Source organism: Neoalteromonas facilis (assembly GCF_002807665.1).
In the GTDB taxonomy this organism is placed as follows: Bacteria; Pseudomonadota; Gammaproteobacteria; order Enterobacterales; family Alteromonadaceae; genus Alteromonas_E; species Alteromonas_E facilis.
Genome location: NZ_PEAY01000004.1, coordinates 230,088 through 249,919, shown reverse-complemented (window position 1 = coordinate 249,919; position 19,832 = coordinate 230,088). Strand labels below are relative to the sequence as shown.

Below are 19,832 nucleotides of genomic sequence, written 5' to 3'. Positions count from 1 at the left end.
GAGCTCTCTGGCGAATATTGCGTCGCCTACTTTGACCTTTGTTCTGCCTAACAAACATATAAAAAAAGCGCCCTGAGGCGCTTTTTTAACATTAACTAATATTTAGTCTTTGTTCTGACCTGATTGTTGATTCAAATAACGGAAGAAATCGTTATTCGGCTCTACCACCAAAATGTCTTGTTTGCTATTAAAGCTCGAACGATAAGCGTCCATACTGCGTAAGAAGCTGTAAAACTCAGGGTTCTTCGAGTATGTTGAGGCATAAATTTGTGCAGCTAAGGCATCACCTTCACCGCGCAATTGACGCGCATTACGTTCTGCATCTGCCAACATAACTTCCACTTTTGCATCAATGTCGGCGCGCAACACCTCAGCCTGCTCTTGACCTTCCGAACGGTGTTCACGAGCCACACCGGCGCGCTCAGCACGCATGCGTTGGAAGATTGAAGCACTGACTTCCGTCGGTAGGTTGATCTGCTTCACACGCACATCAACAATAGCAATGCCCAGCTCATCAGAGCTGCTTGATGCTTGCTCCATGGCTTGGTCCATCAACGCTGAACGTTCACCTGATACGATCTGAGAAATCGTGCGGGCACCAAACTCTGAGCGCAAACCGTTATTCACTTTTTGCTTCAATAGCGCTTCGGCTTGAAGCTTATTACCGCCAGTCGACAAGTAATAACGCTCAAAATCATTAATGCGCCATTTCACGTATGAATCAACGATTAAGTCTTTCTTTTCTGAGGTTACAAAACGATCCGGCGCATCATCCAGGGTTTGTACACGCGCGTCCAACGAGCGCACGGTATCAATAAATGGGATTTTAAAATGCAGGCCAGGAGCGAACACTTTCGCAAGTCCTGTTTCACTGTCCTTTTGGACTTTACCAAACTGAATAACAATCGCTTTGTTGCCTTCTTTAACCACGAAAAGAGAGCTAAAACCTAAGACAACAAACAGGGCTAGAATTATACCGCCAAGATTTTTCATAATTAATCTCTCCCTCTGTTAAAACGATCAGGGCGCGTAGATTGACGCGGTGATGTATTGACCGTCTGGTCAGGCGTTGCCGCATTGCGTAGCGAATCTAACGCACTGCGCGATACATCGTTTGAATAAGTCGTCGTATTTTGACGCTCCATGATCTTATCCAATGGCAAATACATCATGTTGTTACCACCACCTTCGCTGTCGATCATAATTTTGGTCGTACTGCTGAAGACTTGCTCCATCGTTTCAAGGTAGATACGCTGACGAGTAACTTCTGGCGCGGCTTCATACTGAGGCAAAAGTTCCTCGAAGCGTGCAACTTCACCCTGCGCTTGCAGAGTCACACGCTCTTTATACGCTTGCGCTTCTTCGTTCATTCGGTTTACTTGACCACGTGCACGCGGTTCAATTTCACGCGCGTAGGCTTCGGCTTCGCGAATAAAACGCTGTTCGTCTTCCTGTGCAGCAATTGCATCGTCAAATGCATCTTTCACTTCTTCTGGTGGACGGGCATCACGGAAGTTCATATCAACAATTTGAACTCCCATATTGTAGGGTTCAATAATCGCTTGCAGCTCTTCCCATACACGTTGGCGCGTTACTTCACGACCATCGGTTAACACGTCATCCATTTTTGAATGACCAACAACATAGCGAATGGCACTGTCGAGTGCTTGACTGAGGCTCACTTCAGGATCAACAACCGCGAATGTCCAACGGTAAGGATCAACAACGCGGAATTGCATTTCCATTTGCACGCTGACCAAGTTTTCGTCTTCAGTCAGCATAGAGCCTGATGAAGATTGGTCACGAATAGACTGAATGTCTACTGGGATTACGCTATCAATAAAAGTTGGTTTCCATTGTAAGCCTGGTTCAACTTGGGTGTGATACTCCCCGAATCGCAGTACTACTCCACGCTCAGCTTCACGAATAGTGTAAAACCCGCTGATAACCCATACCACAATCAACAAGGCCGCAATGATACCGGCACCGATACCACCGACGTTTTTGCCTGTTCCATTGCCTGAACCACCTGTACTTTTGGAGAACTTGCCAAACAGGTTTTTAAATACATCGTCTAAATCAGGGGGCCCCTGATCACGTCCGCCCTTGTTCTTCCAAGGGTCATTGTTATTTCCACCCGGCTCATTCCAGGCCATAAGCATACTCCGTAAACTTCAAATTAAAATCTGATACGACAACGCACGCGTTTCAGATTGCATGCGCCAACTTTAAACTGATTATGACTTTATTACGAGGTCGTCTAGCGCACCTTTTTCACGCTTTAACAACCGCTGCCAATCGGCGCTAGGCATTCTCACATCTACTACCCAGTCACCTTGTTCGTTGTATTCTTGTGCAGCAATACAATTCAATTCATATAAAACCCCACGCAAATGACTGGCATTCGGCGGGATCTGCAATCGACGCTTAACGATCGACTTCGATAATCTCTCTATAAGGGCTTGATGCAATAATTCAATCCCTAAACCTTGCTGCGCAGACACCCAAACACGAACAGGCTGGTCCATTTCATCACGATCAATACGAGGTTGCATCCCTTCCATGCGGTCTATTTTGTTACAAACCATCAACTGCGGGACTTCATCGGCCTCTATTTCGGTTAGTACCGCCTGCACTTGATCAGTATTTTCCTGATACTTTTCATCGGCATAATCGACGACATGCAACAATAAATCGGCTTCTTGGGTTTCTTGCAATGTTGCTTTAAACGCCGCTACCAAATCATGCGGTAAATGCCTGATAAAGCCTACTGTGTCAGCCAGAATGACCGGGCCAACGTCTTGCAGTTCGAGCTTGCGCAACGTAGGGTCAAGCGTAGCAAACAATTGATCAGCCGCATAGACAGCAGACTCGGTTAAGGTATTGAACAATGTAGACTTGCCGGCATTGGTATAACCAACCAACGACACCGTCGGAATTTCAGCCCGCTTTCTTGAACGACGCCCCTGCTCACGCTGCTTTGCAACCTTTTCTAAGCGTCGTAAGATAGCTTTGATCCGCCCTCGCAGTAGACGCCTATCGGTTTCTAGCTGAGTTTCACCTGGCCCACGTAAGCCTATCCCACCTTTTTGTCTTTCTAAGTGGGTCCAGCCACGAATAAGACGCGTAGAAATATGCTTCAACTGAGCAAGCTCTACCTGAAGTTTACCTTCGTGAGTACGGGCACGCTGAGCAAAAATATCTAGGATCAAACCGGTTCGATCGATCACACGACATTTAACTACTTTTTCTAGATTGCGTTCTTGTGAGGGAGACAAGGCATGATTAAAAATCACGACATCGGCATCAAGGGTTTGCACAATATCAGCGACTTCGTCTGCTTTTCCTGAACCGATAAAAAGTTTGGCATTGGGCGCACTGCGAGACGTTGTTACTACCTCTAACGCAGTAACCCCCGCAGATGACACTAACATTTCTAGCTCTGAAAGTGCCTCTTTACTCGCTTCGTCTGTGAAGTCAACATGCACCAGAACCGCTCGCTCACCTGATGCATAGCGGTCAAACAAGTGGCGCTCCTGTTACATTAGTCTGAGGAATTTCCATCATCTCCAGAAGGCATTTGAATTGCTCTTGAAGGAACAACTGTTGAAATAGCATGCTTATATACCATTTGGCTAACCGTGTTTTTAAGTAAAATCACGAATTGGTCAAAAGACTCAACTTGTCCTTGTAGCTTGATGCCGTTGACCAAGTAAATAGATACTGGGATCCGCTCTTTTCTTAGCGCGTTCAAGAATGGGTCTTGTAGAGATTGCCCTTTAGCCATCTTACTTCCTTAATTGTTATAATTGTTCTAATTGTTCTAATTGTTCTAAGTGAGAGGATACACCACCCACCCTTGTAATGTATAGCACAGACAGGTGGTTAATTAATAACCATTTTTCTAATCTGGTCAGAATTATCATGAGCAAAGGTGTCTAACCAGTGTAATTTATCCCAACCTCGTAGCCAGGTAAATTGTCTTTTAGCCAATTGTCGCGTTGCAGCTACACCTTTTTCAAGCATTTCATCAGCGTCAAAATCACCTTGAAGATATTGCCAAACTTGACGATATCCAACGCACCGCATGGATGGCATATCTAAATGCAAATCGCCTCTGGCGCGCAGTTGCTCTACTTCTTCAATGAAGCCTTCCGCCAACATCTGCTCGAATCGCTGCTGTATACGTTGATGCAACACTTTTCGATCGTTAGGCGCAATAGCAAATTGGAAAACGCTGACACTAGGGTCATCGGCAAGGCCGGGGGTTTTCTGTAGTTGCCAATGACTAAGCGGCTTACCTGTAGCATGGTAAACTTCTAATGCGCGCCCAATTCGCTGCGGATCATTCGGATGTACTCGACTTGCGACAACGGGGTCGACTGCTTCAAGCTCAGCATGCATCGCTGGCCAGCCACGCTCTAATGCTTCTGCTTGTATGGCATCTCTGATCTCGGGCTTTGCCTCTGGCACCTGTGAAATCCCATTCATCAATGCATTGAAATACATCATGGTGCCCCCCACCAGCAGAGGCGTTTTGCCACGCTGATGAATATCTGCAATATGCTGTCGAGCATCGCGGCAAAAGTCTGCTACCGAGTAACTCTCAGCAGGATCAATGATGTCCAATAACCAATGAGGCGCTTGCTGCTGCTCTTCACGCGTAGGTTTTGCCGTTCCAATGTCCATTTCGCGGTAAATTAACGCGGAGTCAACGCTCACGATTTCACAATTTAAATCGCGCGCTAATGTTAAAGACAATCCAGTTTTACCTGACGCAGTGGGCCCCATAAACGTGATGATTGACGGCTTAGCCATGTGCTAGGTTTCCTTCTGCTAGTAGACGCAGTAAGTCTTTCTCGTCGAAATCTTCACCCTGTTGTTCAAGCAATGCTTGTTGGTGTTCTTCAGGCAACCCATCAAACCATGCGATAACATTATTAAAGGGATACTCTTGCTTTGCCAACGTATTAGATAACAACTCAGTCAAAGACGCTTGAGCATCGTTTATATCGATACTCCCAAAGTGAGTAAAAAGTGACGACCACGGCATTGCACGCCAGCCCGCAGGCACTTGTTTCAGCACTCTTTTTTGCGCGACTTTATCAATGTGAAAATGCATTCCTTCAAAGGCGACACGACGCGCTTCAGACCATTCTTCGCTGTCAGAGACCGCCACCGGCATTAATAAGGGTTGAGCGACACTGATTGTGGACAGCTGTTGACGTAAAAAAGCGGTTAATAAACGCTGCTTGTTAACCATGTAAACGCGGTCTGCGCCATTGAGCGCAACTAATATCGTCTCTCGCAACGTAATACATTGCACGCGAGACAGCGGCATGGACCGTTCAGCGATAGTCATTAAAGAAGAGTAAGCCTTCCCCGCAGACTGGCTGAACCCGCTACTCGCGCCCTGCCCGCCACCATAATGTGATTGCGCTAGTGTTGAGCGATTCGGCGCTTGTTTTTCGCTCTGCAATTGATTCGGCGCTTGATAGCCGTGGCTAGGTTCTGCATGAAGATGCACATTATCTTCCGCAAGGGCTTCACTAAAACCAGACTGCAGTGCCTGCTTTACATGACTCACAATAAAATCGTGCACTAAACGAGACTGATGAAAGCGAACTTCGTGCTTCGCAGGGTGAACATTGACATCAATTTCACTCGGTTCAACGTCAACAAACAAAATATATTGCGGCGCATCTCGTCCAATCCCCAATAACTCATACGCTTGTTTAATCGCATGATTAATCAGCTTATCCTTCATCGGCCGACCGTTCACGTAGCTATATTGCCAATCAGTGAGCTCGACCGGCCCGTTACAATCAACGATAAAACCTTTCAGTGACACGGCCTCATCAACCGCATTGATGTCAATAAGCGTCAAACCCGATGGTTTGCCGAGCACGTCATGTATTCGCTTGTGTAAATCTGATGTTGGCTTGCATTGCAGATGGCGGCGACCGTTATGTTTGAGCACAAACTCTATGCTCGGATGTGCCAATGCAATACGCTTAACAACCGTTTCTATATGGGTAAATTCTGTTTTAGGTGTGCGCAAAAAACGGCGTCTAGCCGGTGTATTGAAAAACAGGTCCAGCACATCAATGCTAGTACCAGTTGGGTGTGCAGCGGGTTGCACATTAACCTGCATGTCCCGGCCTTGGGTCTGCGCCTGCCAAGCTTCGGTTTGTTCTGCTGTGCGAGAAGTCAGAGTTAAACGGCTAACAGAGCTAATACTGGCGAGAGCTTCCCCTCTAAAACCCATGCTTTGAATCGCTTCGAGATCATCCAAGCTGTGGATTTTACTGGTGGCATGGCGACTCAACGCAAGTGCCAGCTCATTCTTCGGGATACCGCTGCCATTATCGCGAATTAAAATTTGTTTGTGACCACCTTGTTGGATCTCGATTTCAATTTTGCTGGCACCGGCATCGAGGCTATTTTCGACTAGTTCTTTAACAACTGAGGCTGGTCGCTCAACCACTTCCCCGGCAGCGATTTGGTTTGCCAGCTCGGCAGGTAGCAGTTGGATCGTCACACAAGACCTTTTTAAGTGGTTGGGATGGTGAGTACTTGACCGATATGAACGATGTCGTTGGTCAAATTATTCGCTCGCTTGATGCTGCTGATTTTAACATTGTAGCGCTGGGCTAACAACGACAACGACTCCCCGCTACGTACTTTGTGCGTCCGCACGGAGTCTTTCAACGTAGCCCATAAAGTGCCATCGGGTGGAACCGTTTTGAAATATCGTTTTGTTGCGGTGAATATTGAATCAGCCAGACGCTCTCGGTGCTTGGCCCAATTTAGGTTTTTCTCTTCTTGCGGGTTAGAAATAAATCCAACTTCGACCAAAATAGACGGTATGTCGGGCGACGTTAACACAGCCAAACTAGCCGCTTGTGGCCGGTTTTTGTGCATTTTGGTAATTTTGCGCATTTCATGGATAACCTTTTCGCTCAAGTCATGACTTGTAGCGCGAGAATGATCCATTGAGAGCCCTAAAATAGTCTCTGCTAAGTAACGCTCACTGGCTGCATCATTGATAACTTCAGCTGCACCGCCGAGCAACTCTGAATGGCGTTCCGTACGTTCCATCCAACGACCTAGTTCGGTATCCGCCCGCCCCGTACTCAGCACCCACACCGATCCCCCTTTAGGCTGCGGGGTGGTAAATGCGTCTGCGTGAATTGAAATCAATAAATCAGCTTTGCTACGGCGTGCTATTTCTGGGCGCTGATTCGGCGAAATATAATAATCTCCGGTACGCGTCATCACCGCTCGCATACCCCGCTCGCGGTTTATTAAACTCTCTAGCTTTTTCGCGATACTGAGCACCACGTTTTTTTCATAGGTGCCACTTGGCCCTATAGAACCAGGATCTTCACCACCATGCCCTGCATCAATAACGATAATGATATCTCTATCACGGTCACTTTGGTCGCTGCTTTTGACGACTGTCGCCTGTGGGGTAGAAATAACATAGGGCAAATCGACTACCAGCCTGTGCCCATAGGGCTCTGTTGGCGGCATCGCAAATAAACTCGGGTTCACTTTCGCTGTTAAATCCAGCACAACGCGCGTTGAGCGAGCGTTTTTAGGTTGGCTCGTGCGGATTTTTTTCAGTAACTCGTTGCTGTTCTCACTACCCCCCAACGCAGTCTGCAACTGTGTGTCTGCAAAATCGATAACCAGTCGATCAGGATTTTCGAGACGAAAGTAGGTGAATGACGGCTCTGCGTTAAGGTCAAATACAATGCGTGTATTATTGGGTGATGGCCATACTCGAACACCTTCGATGGCATTCTCTGACGCATAAAGCGCGGCAGGTTGCATCAACAAAAGGGCTATGCACATGGCCGAGCGTATCACTAAGCCTTGCCATTTTGTCAGTTGTTGATTGTGTAAAAATACCATCACGTGCTCTTTGCAGTGCTCTCTCAAGATAAAGTAGGCGCTAACTCAGACATCAAATTGACGAATTAGTTTCGCCTAGCAATGCGGTAAGTTGCTTGCCTTTGTCAGAGTCGGCTTGAATGTCAAAATGCCGTTCCTGATCACCTTCAATCGTTATACTAATGCTAATATCAGGCGCTGCCAAGTGATCCGCCCCTTTGTCAGGCCATTCAAAGATACACACAGCATTACTTTCCAGATAGTCTCGAATACCCATGAATTCCAACTCTTCAGGGTCGGCTAATCGATATAAATCAAAATGAAATACACTCAGCGACTCTAATTCATAAGGCTCTACCAACGTATACGTTGGGCTTTTTACCCGTCCTACATGCCCTAGTCCTTGGATAAAACTGCGACTAAACGTGGTTTTCCCAGCCCCTAAGTCACCCCGTAAATAAATCACAAAAGGCAATGTAAGCTGAGTAATGGAATGTGCCAACAACGTGGCTAGCGCATCTGTCTCTTGCTCATTGTGAACAGTGTATTGCTTACCCGACATTCAATCAGTATCCATTAACGCATTCGGTTGTTGATCAAGGCTCTGATAGCGTCAAACAAGTCGCTCGCGAGTAACCCGCGCTCACCATACTGTTCTGCCAACACATCACCCGCTCGCGCATGCAAACTAACACCAAATTTACTCGCCACATCGGCCTTTAATGCTTGTGCCAGCAACGCACCTAACACACCGCTTAGCACGTCTCCCATCCCAGCAGTTGCCATTCCGGGGTTACCGTGGCGACACACCCAAGTATGCTGCTCATTGTCGACAATGGTTCCCGCGCCTTTCAAAATACAGGTCGCGTGGTAACGCTCAGCAAGCTGTCTGGCGGCTATAAAACGGTCACCTTCCACTTCGTCCACTGTCATACTAAGTAATCTAGCTGCCTCGCCTGAGTGCGGAGTAAGTACACACTCTTTCATGTTAAACGTGCCAGAATAACGCGATAGCAAGTTCAAAGCATCGGCATCAATAACAATAGGTTTGTTGTGTGAGTGGCAGTACTGCAAGGTTTTATCAAATGCATTCTGACTCCAATCATCTTGTCCAAGGCCTGGGCCAATGACCACACAGGTCGCCCACTCCAAGGCTTGCTCAAAATTGTCAGTCACCACCATTAGTTCGGGCCTACCAGCATTGATTTGGATTTTGGAATCTTCGTGCGCATACACTTTGACCAACCCCGCCCCCGTTCGTAATGCTGCTTCTCCAGCCAAACGAATAGCCCCTGCTGTACCCTTATTACCGCCTACACATAGCAAGCGACCATATGTACCTTTGTGGCTATGCACCTGGCGCGGTGCCATTTGAGAAAAATTGTCTAATTCAATAACAGTGGCAGAAGACTTGGCTAGGCCTAAAAACGCTTTGCCAATGCCGAGATCATCAAAAATTAATTTCCCACAGGATTGTTTTCCGGCGCCGGTAGTCAATCCAGGCTTAATACCAACAAACGTGACGGTATAGTCAGCTTGGATACAACGGCCCATCGATTGCCCAGTGTTAGGTTCAAGCCCAGATGGGATATCAATACTCACCACCGGTGTATCACTTGCGTTAACACGATCAATGATGTCCGCGTATTCTGCTCGAATAAGGCTGTTGGTACCTGTGCCTAGCAACGCATCTACAATTACATCACTATTTTCTATGAGGTTTGCGTCAAAGGCGGTGACATTGCCTCCCAATGCTATCCATTGCTCCTGTGCCTGTTTGGCGTCACCACTCAGTTCACGTTCGGGCTCTACGGCACAGACCAAAACCTGCTTTCCAGCCTTTTTTGCTTCACTGGCAACAACATACCCATCACCGGCATTATTACCATGCCCAACAAGGATCAGGTACTGCTCACTGTTGGGTAGATGTAGCTGGCAACTCTCGAATACACATTTGCCCGCTCGCTGCATAAGCGTATACATATCGCTACCGGATTGTTCAGCTGCTGCTCTTTCATTATTACGCACTTGGTCGGCGCGATAGAGTTTGTGTGCTAAGCTTTGCGCCAATTCTGTATCTAACATTGTGCTATGACCACCATTGATTCTATCGATTTAAATCAGTTAGCAGACAATATCAAGGCTTGGGGCAAGGCGCTAGGCTTTCAGCATGTTGGTATCAGTGATCTTGATCTGTCGCAACATGAGAAATACTTGCAACAATGGTTAGACGCTGGTTATCACGGCAATATGGAATATATGCAACGACACGGACTGTTGCGGGCTCGGCCAGAAGAATTAGTACCCGGTTCGTTGCGTGCGATCAGCGTTCGTTTGGATTATTTGCCCGCTGATGCGGCATTTGCTCAGCACCTCAAAGATAACAACATCGCCTATATTAGTCGCTACGCACTTGGCAGGGATTACCATAAGGTAGTGCGCAACAAATTAAAAAAGCTCGGTGAAAAAATAGCTTCAACGTTTGCCGATACCGCATTTAGACCCTTTGTGGACTCGGCACCTATTCTTGAGCATGCCATCGCAGAAAAAGCGGGTATTGGTTGGACGGGTAAACATAGCCTCACGTTAAACGAACAGGCGGGTTCATGGTTTTTCTTGGGGGAACTGCTGGTTAATCTGCCACTCCCGGTTGATGCACCAGTCGAAGAAAAGTGTGGCAGCTGCACAGCATGCCTAACCATGTGCCCTACTCAAGCGATTGTTGCGCCCTATCAAGTGGATGCTCGGCGTTGCATATCCTATTTAACCATCGAATACGATGGCATTATTGATGAAGCACTGCGGCCACTGATGGGGAATCGCATATACGGCTGCGATGATTGCCAAATGGTCTGCCCCTATAATCGTGAAGCACCATTATCGGAAGAGAGCGATTTCACCCCGCGAGACCATCTATTTGGCCGCTCACTACTGGAATTAATCTCGTGGAGTGAAGCTGACTTCCTGACACATACAGAAGGTTCCCCCATTCGCCGTATAGGATTTCAAAAATGGCTTAGAAATATTGCCGTGGCGATTGGTAATGCTCCTTTTGCTGAAGAAAATATTGAAGCTCTTACACTAGCCCGAACTAGCGCTGAAGATATTGCGCTAGTACACATTGATTGGGCGATTGAACAACAGAAACAAAAATCAAAAGGCGCTGATACCGGTGCAAACCGACAAGTTCAACGCCTTATTCGTTCAGTCGAAAAGGGGTTACCCAGAGACGCTTAGCCTTGATGGTAAGGCTTACTGTATTTGTGTACGGCATCCACAAACACTTTGGCATTTTCAGGTGGAACGTCTAGGTGTATGCCATGACCCAAATTAAACACATGCCCCGTTCCCTCTCCGAATCCAGACAAGATTGTTTGAACCTCTTGTTCAATACGCTCGGGGGCGGCATATAAGATAGATGGATCCATATTGCCCTGAAGTGCAACTTTGTCACCGACTCTTTCACGCGCATTCTGAATGTCGATAGTCCAGTCTAAACCAACGCCATCACAGCCAGTTGCCGCAATTGACTCTAACCACATACCACCATTCTTGGTAAACAACGTCACCGGCACTTTACGCCCTTCGTTTTCACGAATAAGCCCATCAACAATTTTGTGCATATATTGCAAGGAGAAATCTTTGTAATCGCGCGGAGTTAAAACACCACCCCAAGTATCAAATACCATCACTGACTGAGCACCAGCTTTGATTTGTGCGTTCAAATACAGGATGACTGAATCCGCTAATTTATCCAGCAAAGCGTGCAATGTTGCAGGATCGGCATACATCATTTTCTTTATTTTAGTGAATGCTTTGCTCGAACCGCCTTCAACCATGTAAGTTGCCAAAGTCCATGGGCTGCCAGAAAAACCGATTAACGGAACGTCACCATTCAGCGCAGTGCGAATGGTTCTAACCGCATTCATGACATAACCCAATTCATCTTCAGGATCTGGCACCGGCAATTGCTTCACCATCGCAGCACTATCAACAACGTTGGAAAATTTTGGCCCCTCTCCGGCCTCAAAATAAAGTCCCAATCCCATTGCATCTGGAATGGTTAAGATATCCGAGAATAAAATCGCGGCATCTAATTCATAGCGACGCAAAGGTTGCAGCGTTACTTCACAGGCCAGTTCTGCATTTTTACACAGTGACATAAAATCACCGGCCTGTGCGCGAGTTGCTTTATATTCTGGTAGATAGCGCCCTGCCTGACGCATCATCCACACAGGCGTCATATCGACAGGTTGCTTTAACAGTGCGCGCAAGTAACGGTCATTTTTTAATTGCATTGGTTTTGATTCTCTTGGTAATACTGCAAAATATTGTGCGCGCGCAATATACCAATAAATGGTTTCCGTTTCAGCGTTTCTCGGCCAAATAACTTTACGCAGTAAAATTATTTTTGCCTAAAACTTGCGCAAATAGTGAGCGTTTGCTATACGTATAACTCAAACAACAAAGAAGCCCGTCAACGGGACCGCGCAACTAATTCAGCCCGAACCTTTAGGTCGGGCTTTTTTGTTTGTCTTTAAGACGCCTAACCGTCTCTTCGATTAGCTGCCCAGCAATTGATAGTGTAGGGGGAACTTTGGGTAATTGGTCAAAACGAAACCAATCGGCTGCACATATTTCTTCATCATCAATAACGATATCGCCACCCGCATATTCGGCGATGTAGCCTACCATTAATGAATGTGGGAAAGGCCAAGGTTGACTGCCAAAGTACTCAATATTTTTCACATCAACACCCACTTCTTCTTTTACTTCTCGATGCAATGCTTCCTCAAGGCTTTCTCCACTTTCCACGAACCCCGCTAAGGTCGAATACATTCCGGTATCTTTGTGTCGTGTTCCCAGCGCTAACAACAACGAATCCTCATTGTGAATAGCAACAATAATACAGGGAGATACCCGTGGATATGTGCGGTGGTGACATTGATAGCAATGCATCGCCATCTCCCAATTCACTCGTTGCATTGTGCTTCCGCATTGACCACAGTACCGATGAGTTCGCAAAAACACTGCGTATTGCCATGCTTTGGCAATCAAACCAAACTGATCATCATTGGCGTACATAAGAGCGCTTCGCAAACTACTGGTTGGTATTGCCTCAGGAGCCTCTTCCCGTTGCATATCAATTAAAATCACCGGATGGCCATCATACTCACCAATAGGTACCGCTTTGTCTTGATATTGTTCTAGGTAAGTGAGCGCAGACCAACTCGCAAACATCAATATTTGTTCACTTTCATCTCGCAAGAAACGGTCGTTACTGACAACTAGCCAGTATGCCTCCGTAGCGGGCATTACATCGACGATCATGGTAAGGAGTCCTAATTGGGTTGAATTAAGTTGTTCACAATTTGTACAGTGCTATACTCAATTTTCTGTTTAAGTAAACCTATTAGGTAGGTTATACCATGCTGAGTCAAGCGGAGTACGAGACCAACCGCTTTTACGATGTAAATAGCGTTCTCAATAACTGGTTAAATGAGCGGCAACAACTCTGGGTTGAATATTGCCAACTTGCTGGCCTAACGGCGAATAAATCGCAAAACGGCAATAAGCAACTCCCCACACATCAGCAGTTGGAACAGTTTTGCGAGTTGTTAATGGACTATGTCTCCGCGGGTCATTTTGAAGTATTTGACATAATCGCCAGTGAAGACCCTTCGGGAGAATCGTTACGCGAATCCCTATATCCCGAACTCATGGATACAACTGATGCAGCTCTGGAGTTTAATGACAGCTATAGCTCCGTTGAAGAAATCGTGAATCCCAAAATGTTCGAGCAATCGGTAGCAAATTTAGGCGAAACCTTGGCTGTTCGCTTTGAGCTAGAAGATCGCCTGATCCAGCATTTATCTGACCATTTCCTTAGTGGAGAAAATGCGCCTGCGTAAAAGAAAAGTGTGTTATGCTCAACGCATATTTGAATACTCAGAATACGCTATCAAGATCATGACGTTAGCGGCACATTATGAGTACAGACACTGTATTAATTTGCAATGAAAAATATCACAACATTAGTTTCCCAAGCGCGTGAATTTTGTGAAAAAAAAGGCGCTCGTTTTACTCCTCTGCGAGAAAAGGTGTATCAAATTCTGCTCACTAAAAGCCGTCCGATGGGAGCCTACGAGTTATTAGACACGTTGCGTGAAACTGAAGAAAGCGCTAAGCCCGCTACCGTTTATCGTGCACTCGATTTTTTACTCGATTTTGATTTAATCCATAAGCTGGAATCCACTAACAGTTTCGTTGCTTGTCATCACTTTGGTTGCAGCCACCCGGTTCAATTTTTAATTTGTGATAGTTGTGGACACGTTGCCGAAATCCAATCTGAAGGCATAGAAGACAAACTTAACGACCAAGCCAAAGCCCGCGGTTTCCTGATTTCAAAGCAAACCATTGAAGCACATGGTTTGTGTCAAGAGTGCCAAGAGGAATAGAGACCCCAATGGAGTGGCATAGTAAAAAAATAGTGCTCCCCGAATATGCCAGAGGCTTCCATCTGATCACGCATACGATCACCGATGAACTCCCAGAGATACGGTATTTTTCACACGCTATAGTGCATTTAAGCCTGCTGCACACCAGTGCCAGCTTAACCATAAACGAAAATGCCGATCCTTCGGTGCGTCAGGATATGAACGCTTTTTTCAATAATATCGTATCAGAGGATACGCCATATTTTACTCATACCTATGAAGGGCCTGATGATATGCCGGCACATGTTAAGTCTTCATTATTGGGTACTCAATTGAGCATCGCCGTTGAAAATGGTCAGTTAGTCTTAGGTACGTGGCAAGGAATTTATTTGGGTGAACACCGCGACCATGGTGGAAGACGTTCGATCCATATAACCGTGATGGGAAAACCAAAATAACAACAGATTAGTGGCAAAGCTGTTGCCTGCAGTGCTGCCATGACTTGAAAACGATAAAAAGGAACACGCTATGTTGAAAAGAACACTCATTAGTACCGCGATTGCTGCAGGGTTAATTACATCCGCGGCCTATGCCGATGAAGCACCTGCCTATGACGGTTGGTTCGGTGGATTCGTACAGTACTATAACGCCGACAGTGAGAAGCCAGAGCCGAACGGATATCTTGACGAAGGACATGGTCTCGGTTTTGAACTCGGTTTCCGCTTTGATAAGCATTGGGCCGCACGCGTTGAGGTTGCTCATCAAGAAATAGACTTTGACCCGAACAAGCCATTTGGTGTTGAAGAGGAAGGTAAAAGTTTAGGTGCCGATGTCATGTATTTCCTTGATGATGACAAAGCCTATTTATTTGGTGGTCTCCGTCATCAAAACCTTGACCAGAGTTATCGCATGGCTGCGGCAGGTATAGGTAAGCATTGGGCTCTGAATGATCGCTTTATGTTGATCACAGAAGCGATGGCGTTTAGAGAGTTCGGAGAAGGTTTCAATGACCACGCGGTTAAAATCGGCCTTGCGTATACGTTTGGTGACGTAACGCCACGTAAAACTGACCGCGATAGCGATGGTGATGGTGTTATGGATAGCCGTGACCAATGTCCTAATACGCCTCCAGGACAAGCGGTAGATACTACCGGCTGCAACAACGACTTAGATGGCGATGGTGTGGTTAATGCGAATGATCAATGCCCCAATACGCCCAAAGGAACACCAGTTAATGCTGTCGGCTGTTCACTCGTAAACGACAGCGACAATGATGGCGTGCCAAATGACAAAGATCAGTGCCCAGATTCGTTACCTAACGACAAAGTTGATGCCAACGGTTGTGTCATTTTCGAAGAGAAAGAGCTGTCAATCGCATTGCGTGTCTTGTTTGCGAATAACAGTGATGTCGTAACCAATCCACAAGATGCAGAAATCAAGGCATTTGCAGATTTCTTAAACCGCTATGTCAATACGTCAGCAGTTATTGAAGGGCACACGTCATCGGTTGGTTCTGATAGCTACAACATGGCATTGTCAGAACGTCGTGCAAATGCAGTGCGTGATCTCCTCATCAATGCGTATGGCATTGATGCTGGCCGATTGAGTGCAGAAGGTTTCGGTGAAACTCGACTGTTGGATGCTTCAGACAGCGCTGAGGCACATAAAATGAACCGTCGTATCGAAGCTAAGGTTTCTGCAACAGTAAAAGAACGTGTATCGCAGTAATTGCGCTTTTTGATGGATGTAGCAGCGCTTTGGTAGGCCACTACCAAGGCGCTTTTTTAATTCTGGCGACATTAAACAAGCGTAGCAATATAGCTACAGAGCACTATACTGTGACAAACGTTTTAACATCTACAAACGAAATTTGACCTCTCTTTCTTATTCACTGTCAGACTGCCTTTATGAAGATTAATGCATTTTCTAACCTCACTTTTCGGGCTCTTATCTATATGGCACTCAGGCCAGAGCAATTTGTTACGACAAGAGAAATTGCAGACGCCTATAAAGTCTCTTTTAATCACCTCAAAAAAGTCATGATAAACCTTGCTGAACATCACTACATTGTGGGTACTAAAGGACGCAACGGCGGCTATAAGTTGGCGAGAAATAGCAATATGATTAATGTCGGTGAGGTGTTTAGAATAACCATTGAAAATGTCGCTATTGCAGAATGCTTCGCTTCTCCAGACAGCCAATGTGTTATTTCTCCTGATTGCAGGCTGCGCCATATTTTGATGGACGCAGTATCACGATTCACCAGTGAATTGGACAATTATTGCCTTTACGATCTTGTTAAGGGTCGCCAAGGTGGCTTGGCTCATCACCTAGGAATAGAAATTACGGAGATAACCTAAGTAATGGCCATCGCCATTGACTCAAACAGCATTCATTTCAGGCGTATTTCTATTTTGTAGTTGCCAGCCCTTGTTTTTCCCATTCAAGCATGCCACCGGCGACAGAATACACTTCAGGGTGCCCCATCACAGTTAGTGATTGCGCAGCCAATGCCGAACGACCACCAGAACGACAAATTAAGTAAATCGGGCGTTGCGCCAAATCTGCCAACGCCACGTTGGGATCACTGTGGTGAGCGACTACCGGGTGATCTGTTAGCTTCATTTCAAGAACGCCACGAGGCAAGTTCACCGAATTAGCCACATGACCTTGCACATACTCTTCGTGCTCGCGTATATCAATTAGCACGAGCTCAGAATCTTTCAATAACTGTGTCAGCTCACCAACACTGACTTCATTGATAAGTGCTTTTACTTCATCAACATATTCTTTTGGAGATTTCATAACTCACCTTACAGTTGATTGATTGGAACCTTCAGATAACGTACTTCATTGCTTTCCGGAGGTGGTAACTCGCCGGCACGCACATTAACCTGAATAGACGGAATAATTAATCTGGGCATACTAAGTGTAGCGTCTCGAGTTTCTCTTTTTTCGACGAATTGCGCTTTAGTCACCGTAGAATTCACATGAATGTTTTTTTCTCGCTGTTCACCAACACTCACAGAACATTCATGAGAACGGTGTGCGGTTGGATAATCATGGCACACGTAAATCGTCGTAGTCTCAGGTAGCGACAGGATCCGCTGCACCGAGTCAAATAACGTCGCGGCATCCCCGCCAGGGAAATCACACCGAGCAGTCCCTACATCAGGCATAAATAGCGTATCACCAACAAACACCGAGGTTTCATTCAGTAAATAGGCAATATCCGCTGGGGTATGTCCGGGAACATGCATAATCCGAAAATGTAATCCACCGACGTCAAATTCGTCTCCCTCATCGAACAATCGATCAAATTGAGTTCCGTTGGGTAAAAACTCTTTTTCCAAATTAAATAAGGCTTTAAACGTTTTTTGCACTTGAGTAATGTGCTTGCCAATACCTATTTTCGCCCCGAACCTAGATTTAAAAAATGGCGCGGCTGATAAATGATCAGCATGTGCGTGTGTTTCTAATACCCATTCAACGTCTAGCCCCTCACGTTCAATATACTCACTGACAGCTTCCGCACTTTTAGTAGACGCCCTGCCCGAGCTGTAGTCAAAATCAAGAACCGGATCGATAACCACAGCCTTTTTACTTGCAGGATCACTGACGACATATGTAAATGTTTCACTGTCGTTATCCAAAAATGATTCTACATGGAATGTTTCTGACATTTTTTATCTCCTATAACGGCTGAAGAATGTGGCTTTCTGCCACAATCTTCAGCAATAAGACATTGGCTTATCTTAAAGTGCCCGTTTACTGAAATACCAATCGACATAATCATAACCTTGATCCTGTCGCATTGCCGCATCATCTGTTGTGTGAGGCGGTGGAACGATTACATCATCACCGGCTTTCCAGTTTTCTGGCGTCGCACAACTATTCGCATCACTGGTTTGAAGCGCTTCTAATAAGCGCACAAATTCATTGATAGATCGGCCATTACTCATCGGGTAGTAAACCATAGCACGTAAAATTCCCTCAGGATCAATGATAAAGGTAGCTCTTACTGCAGATGTATCGCTCGCTCCCGGTTGAACCATGCCGTATGACTTAGCAACTTCCATAGATAAGTCAGCGATAATTGGGAAATTAATATCTACACCAAATTTTTCTTTAATATTGCGCACCCAAGCTATGTGAGAATGAACACTATCGATCGAAAGACCCAATAAGTCACAATTCATTGCGGCAAAGCGAGCTGACGCGTTCGCAAATCCAATAAACTCCGTGGTACACACTGGAGTGAAATCTGCAGGGTGAGAAAACAGCACCAACCATTTACCTTTATAATCTTCTAGCGAACGCATGCCATGGGTAGTTTTCGCTATAAAAGACGGGGCTGGTCGGTTTAATTGCGGGAAGCTCAATACTTCGTTTGTTTCAGTAGTCATGATTTATTCTCCAAATTTTTAATCAGTATCTCGTTGGACAAATAAATAATATACATTTGACATACACTTTTAAAATCTAAAATTACGATTGTATTGATAGGCCTTTTCTATTCAGTCATGAAGTTGAAAAAGTACTCATCACTAAACGTTTTAGACTTCAGTGAAATAGGCAAAAGGACTGCAAGAAATACATAAGTGCAGCGTTGCTTCGCATCAAGCGGCACAACGCTGCTGTTGATAGGATCAGCTGAAAAACAGCTCTTTGGTGATGATGAAAATAGCGATAATCAAAGTGAAGAAGGCAAAAATCTTTTGCAAGGTGGCGCCTTCCAGCTTTCCAGCGACTTTGGCTGATGCCGCCATTCCAACAAAGGTAGCGACTAACATCAGCGGTATCAATGGAACTTCAAGTTCAATACCGGAATTTAAGTCCCCAATAAAGCCAAGCAATGATTTTAATGCAATGATAAACAATGAAGCGCCCACCGCGTTTTTCATGGGCATACCCAGTAATAACACTAAAGCGGGGATAATCAAGAAACCACCACCAGCACCCAAAATACCGGTTACAACACCCACTACAGCGCCTTCTAGGATGATCAAGCCAATCCTTGGAGACTGCGGAATATGCGTTTCGGACGACACGGCTTTATGACTGTAGGCTTTCTTCAACATAACCCCTGCAGAGGCCAACATTAACAGCGCGAATAACACCATGATGGCAAAATTTTTCGTGACCTCTATCGGTGCAGTGAGTATTACGTCAGGTATATTTGGCATTAAATAGGCTCGCGATAGGTACACCGCTATGATTGAAGGGATAGCGAAGAGCAAAGAGGCTTTCACATCAATCATACCTGCTTTGAAGTACCTCATTGCGCCAAAGGCAGCACTAGCACCGACGATGAGTAATGAGTAACCAGTAGCCGTTTCGGGGGCAACTCCCATTAAGTACACTAAGATAGGCACCGTGAGAATGGAACCGCCACCACCGATAACCCCCAACACCAAGCCCATTAAAATGGTTGCGAAATAACCTAAGATAATCACCGCAATACCTACCTTGTCATATTGTTATGCAATTTAAACA

The 19,832-nt window shown here is 45.8% G+C and carries 21 protein-coding genes; 6 read left to right on the top strand and 15 right to left on the bottom strand.

The features are described from left to right. Positions 1-102: 102 nt before the first annotated feature. The 9 genes from hflC to CSH93_RS12495 all read right to left on the bottom strand — a co-directional run bounded on the left by hflC (position 103) and on the right by CSH93_RS12495 (position 9,984). Positions 103-993 carry a protease modulator HflC gene (hflC, locus tag CSH93_RS12535; protein ID WP_100643606.1) on the bottom strand — a complete coding sequence of 297 codons (891 nt, stop codon included), beginning with the start codon at positions 991-993 and terminating at the stop codon, positions 103-105. A 2-nt stretch (positions 994-995) separates the two neighbouring features. Then, positions 996-2,156, bottom strand: a complete 1,161-nt coding sequence (hflK, locus tag CSH93_RS12530) for an FtsH protease activity modulator HflK (RefSeq protein ID WP_100643605.1) — start codon at positions 2,154-2,156, stop codon at positions 996-998. An 81-nt stretch (positions 2,157-2,237) separates the two neighbouring features. Further along, a complete protein-coding gene (gene hflX, locus CSH93_RS12525; RefSeq protein WP_100643604.1) occupies positions 2,238-3,527 on the bottom strand; it encodes a ribosome rescue GTPase HflX in 1,290 nt (429 codons plus the stop codon). Between the two features lie 17 nt (positions 3,528-3,544). Further along, positions 3,545-3,787: an RNA chaperone Hfq gene (gene hfq, locus CSH93_RS12520; RefSeq protein ID WP_100643603.1), complete on the bottom strand. Its 243-nt coding sequence runs from the start codon at positions 3,785-3,787 to the stop codon at positions 3,545-3,547. Positions 3,788-3,885: 98 nt separating this feature from the next. Further along, positions 3,886-4,818 (bottom strand): tRNA (adenosine(37)-N6)-dimethylallyltransferase MiaA, encoded by a 933-nt coding sequence (gene miaA, locus CSH93_RS12515; RefSeq protein WP_100643602.1) that lies wholly within the window; start codon positions 4,816-4,818, stop codon positions 3,886-3,888. Next, positions 4,811-6,541, bottom strand: coding sequence for a DNA mismatch repair endonuclease MutL (gene mutL, locus CSH93_RS12510; RefSeq protein ID WP_100643601.1), 1,731 nt, complete (start codon positions 6,539-6,541; stop codon positions 4,811-4,813). Before mutL ends, miaA begins: the two co-directional genes overlap by 8 nt. 11 nt (positions 6,542-6,552) lie before the next feature. Further along, positions 6,553-7,920 carry an N-acetylmuramoyl-L-alanine amidase gene (locus tag CSH93_RS12505; RefSeq protein WP_164078363.1) on the bottom strand — a complete coding sequence of 456 codons (1,368 nt, stop codon included), beginning with the start codon at positions 7,918-7,920 and terminating at the stop codon, positions 6,553-6,555. A 52-nt stretch (positions 7,921-7,972) separates the two neighbouring features. Continuing rightward, positions 7,973-8,461 carry a tRNA (adenosine(37)-N6)-threonylcarbamoyltransferase complex ATPase subunit type 1 TsaE gene (gene tsaE / locus CSH93_RS12500; RefSeq protein ID WP_100643600.1) on the bottom strand — a complete coding sequence of 163 codons (489 nt, stop codon included), beginning with the start codon at positions 8,459-8,461 and terminating at the stop codon, positions 7,973-7,975. A gap of 14 nt (positions 8,462-8,475) precedes the next feature. Further along, entirely contained in the window at positions 8,476-9,984 is a 1,509-nt protein-coding gene (locus CSH93_RS12495; protein ID WP_100643599.1) for an NAD(P)H-hydrate dehydratase, read from the bottom strand. A 6-nt stretch (positions 9,985-9,990) separates the two neighbouring features. On the opposite strand from CSH93_RS12495, the gene queG reads away from it, so the two are divergent. Beyond that, positions 9,991-11,136, top strand: coding sequence for a tRNA epoxyqueuosine(34) reductase QueG (queG, locus tag CSH93_RS12490; protein ID WP_100643598.1), 1,146 nt, complete (start codon positions 9,991-9,993; stop codon positions 11,134-11,136). On the opposite strand, the gene hemE is transcribed toward queG, so the two are convergent. Both hemE and nudC read right to left on the bottom strand, forming a co-directional pair. Then, complete coding sequence (hemE, locus tag CSH93_RS12485; RefSeq protein WP_100643597.1) at positions 11,133-12,197, bottom strand: uroporphyrinogen decarboxylase; 1,065 nt, start codon at positions 12,195-12,197, stop codon at positions 11,133-11,135. The two genes, queG and hemE, sit on opposite strands and share 4 nt — an antisense overlap. A gap of 214 nt (positions 12,198-12,411) precedes the next feature. Then, positions 12,412-13,230, bottom strand: a complete 819-nt coding sequence (gene nudC, locus CSH93_RS12480; RefSeq protein ID WP_100643596.1) for an NAD(+) diphosphatase — start codon at positions 13,228-13,230, stop codon at positions 12,412-12,414. 98 nt (positions 13,231-13,328) lie between these two features. On the opposite strand from nudC, the gene rsd reads away from it, so the two are divergent. The 5 genes from rsd to CSH93_RS12455 all read left to right on the top strand — a co-directional run bounded on the left by rsd (position 13,329) and on the right by CSH93_RS12455 (position 16,696). After that, positions 13,329-13,811, top strand: a complete 483-nt coding sequence (gene rsd / locus CSH93_RS12475; protein WP_100643595.1) for a sigma D regulator — start codon at positions 13,329-13,331, stop codon at positions 13,809-13,811. A 105-nt stretch (positions 13,812-13,916) separates the two neighbouring features. Further along, positions 13,917-14,357: a transcriptional repressor gene (locus CSH93_RS12470; protein WP_100643594.1), complete on the top strand. Its 441-nt coding sequence runs from the start codon at positions 13,917-13,919 to the stop codon at positions 14,355-14,357. 8 nt (positions 14,358-14,365) lie between these two features. Then, on the top strand, positions 14,366-14,794 hold the full coding sequence (locus tag CSH93_RS12465; protein ID WP_100643593.1) for a secondary thiamine-phosphate synthase enzyme YjbQ: 429 nt from the start codon (positions 14,366-14,368) through the stop codon (positions 14,792-14,794). 70 nt (positions 14,795-14,864) lie between these two features. Further along, positions 14,865-16,064, top strand: coding sequence for an OmpA family protein (locus CSH93_RS12460; protein WP_240615596.1), 1,200 nt, complete (start codon positions 14,865-14,867; stop codon positions 16,062-16,064). Positions 16,065-16,243: 179 nt separating this feature from the next. After that, entirely contained in the window at positions 16,244-16,696 is a 453-nt protein-coding gene (locus tag CSH93_RS12455; RefSeq protein WP_100643592.1) for an RrF2 family transcriptional regulator, read from the top strand. Positions 16,697-16,745: 49 nt separating this feature from the next. Here CSH93_RS12455 and CSH93_RS12450 read toward each other — a convergent pair whose 3' ends face one another. From CSH93_RS12450 to CSH93_RS12435, 4 genes are all read right to left on the bottom strand, one after another. Continuing rightward, entirely contained in the window at positions 16,746-17,141 is a 396-nt protein-coding gene (locus CSH93_RS12450; RefSeq protein ID WP_100643591.1) for a rhodanese-like domain-containing protein, read from the bottom strand. Positions 17,142-17,149: 8 nt separating this feature from the next. Continuing rightward, positions 17,150-18,019 (bottom strand): MBL fold metallo-hydrolase, encoded by an 870-nt coding sequence (locus CSH93_RS12445; protein ID WP_100643590.1) that lies wholly within the window; start codon positions 18,017-18,019, stop codon positions 17,150-17,152. Positions 18,020-18,091: 72 nt separating this feature from the next. Further along, on the bottom strand, positions 18,092-18,742 hold the full coding sequence (locus CSH93_RS12440; protein ID WP_100643589.1) for a peroxiredoxin: 651 nt from the start codon (positions 18,740-18,742) through the stop codon (positions 18,092-18,094). Between the two features lie 243 nt (positions 18,743-18,985). Then, entirely contained in the window at positions 18,986-19,792 is an 807-nt protein-coding gene (locus CSH93_RS12435; protein ID WP_100643588.1) for a sulfite exporter TauE/SafE family protein, read from the bottom strand. Between the last annotated feature and the right edge of the window lie 40 nt (positions 19,793-19,832).

Coding starts and splice junctions, on each gene's coding strand:
- hflC (WP_100643606.1), bottom strand. CDS start 993: ATGAAAAATCTTGGCGGTATAATTCTAGCCCTGTTTGTTGTCTTAGGT.
- hflK (WP_100643605.1), bottom strand. CDS start 2,156: ATGGCCTGGAATGAGCCGGGTGGAAATAACAATGACCCTTGGAAGAAC.
- hfq (WP_100643603.1), bottom strand. CDS start 3,787: ATGGCTAAAGGGCAATCTCTACAAGACCCATTCTTGAACGCGCTAAGA.
- miaA (WP_100643602.1), bottom strand. CDS start 4,818: ATGGCTAAGCCGTCAATCATCACGTTTATGGGGCCCACTGCGTCAGGT.
- CSH93_RS12505 (WP_164078363.1), bottom strand. CDS start 7,920: ATGGTATTTTTACACAATCAACAACTGACAAAATGGCAAGGCTTAGTG.
- tsaE (WP_100643600.1), bottom strand. CDS start 8,461: ATGTCGGGTAAGCAATACACTGTTCACAATGAGCAAGAGACAGATGCG.
- CSH93_RS12495 (WP_100643599.1), bottom strand. CDS start 9,984: ATGTTAGATACAGAATTGGCGCAAAGCTTAGCACACAAACTCTATCGC.
- queG (WP_100643598.1), top strand. CDS start 9,991: ATGACCACCATTGATTCTATCGATTTAAATCAGTTAGCAGACAATATC.
- hemE (WP_100643597.1), bottom strand. CDS start 12,197: ATGCAATTAAAAAATGACCGTTACTTGCGCGCACTGTTAAAGCAACCT.
- nudC (WP_100643596.1), bottom strand. CDS start 13,230: ATGATCGTCGATGTAATGCCCGCTACGGAGGCATACTGGCTAGTTGTC.
- rsd (WP_100643595.1), top strand. CDS start 13,329: ATGCTGAGTCAAGCGGAGTACGAGACCAACCGCTTTTACGATGTAAAT.
- CSH93_RS12470 (WP_100643594.1), top strand. CDS start 13,917: ATGAAAAATATCACAACATTAGTTTCCCAAGCGCGTGAATTTTGTGAA.
- CSH93_RS12465 (WP_100643593.1), top strand. CDS start 14,366: ATGGAGTGGCATAGTAAAAAAATAGTGCTCCCCGAATATGCCAGAGGC.
- CSH93_RS12460 (WP_240615596.1), top strand. CDS start 14,865: ATGTTGAAAAGAACACTCATTAGTACCGCGATTGCTGCAGGGTTAATT.
- CSH93_RS12455 (WP_100643592.1), top strand. CDS start 16,244: ATGAAGATTAATGCATTTTCTAACCTCACTTTTCGGGCTCTTATCTAT.
- CSH93_RS12450 (WP_100643591.1), bottom strand. CDS start 17,141: ATGAAATCTCCAAAAGAATATGTTGATGAAGTAAAAGCACTTATCAAT.
- CSH93_RS12445 (WP_100643590.1), bottom strand. CDS start 18,019: ATGTCAGAAACATTCCATGTAGAATCATTTTTGGATAACGACAGTGAA.
- CSH93_RS12440 (WP_100643589.1), bottom strand. CDS start 18,742: ATGACTACTGAAACAAACGAAGTATTGAGCTTCCCGCAATTAAACCGA.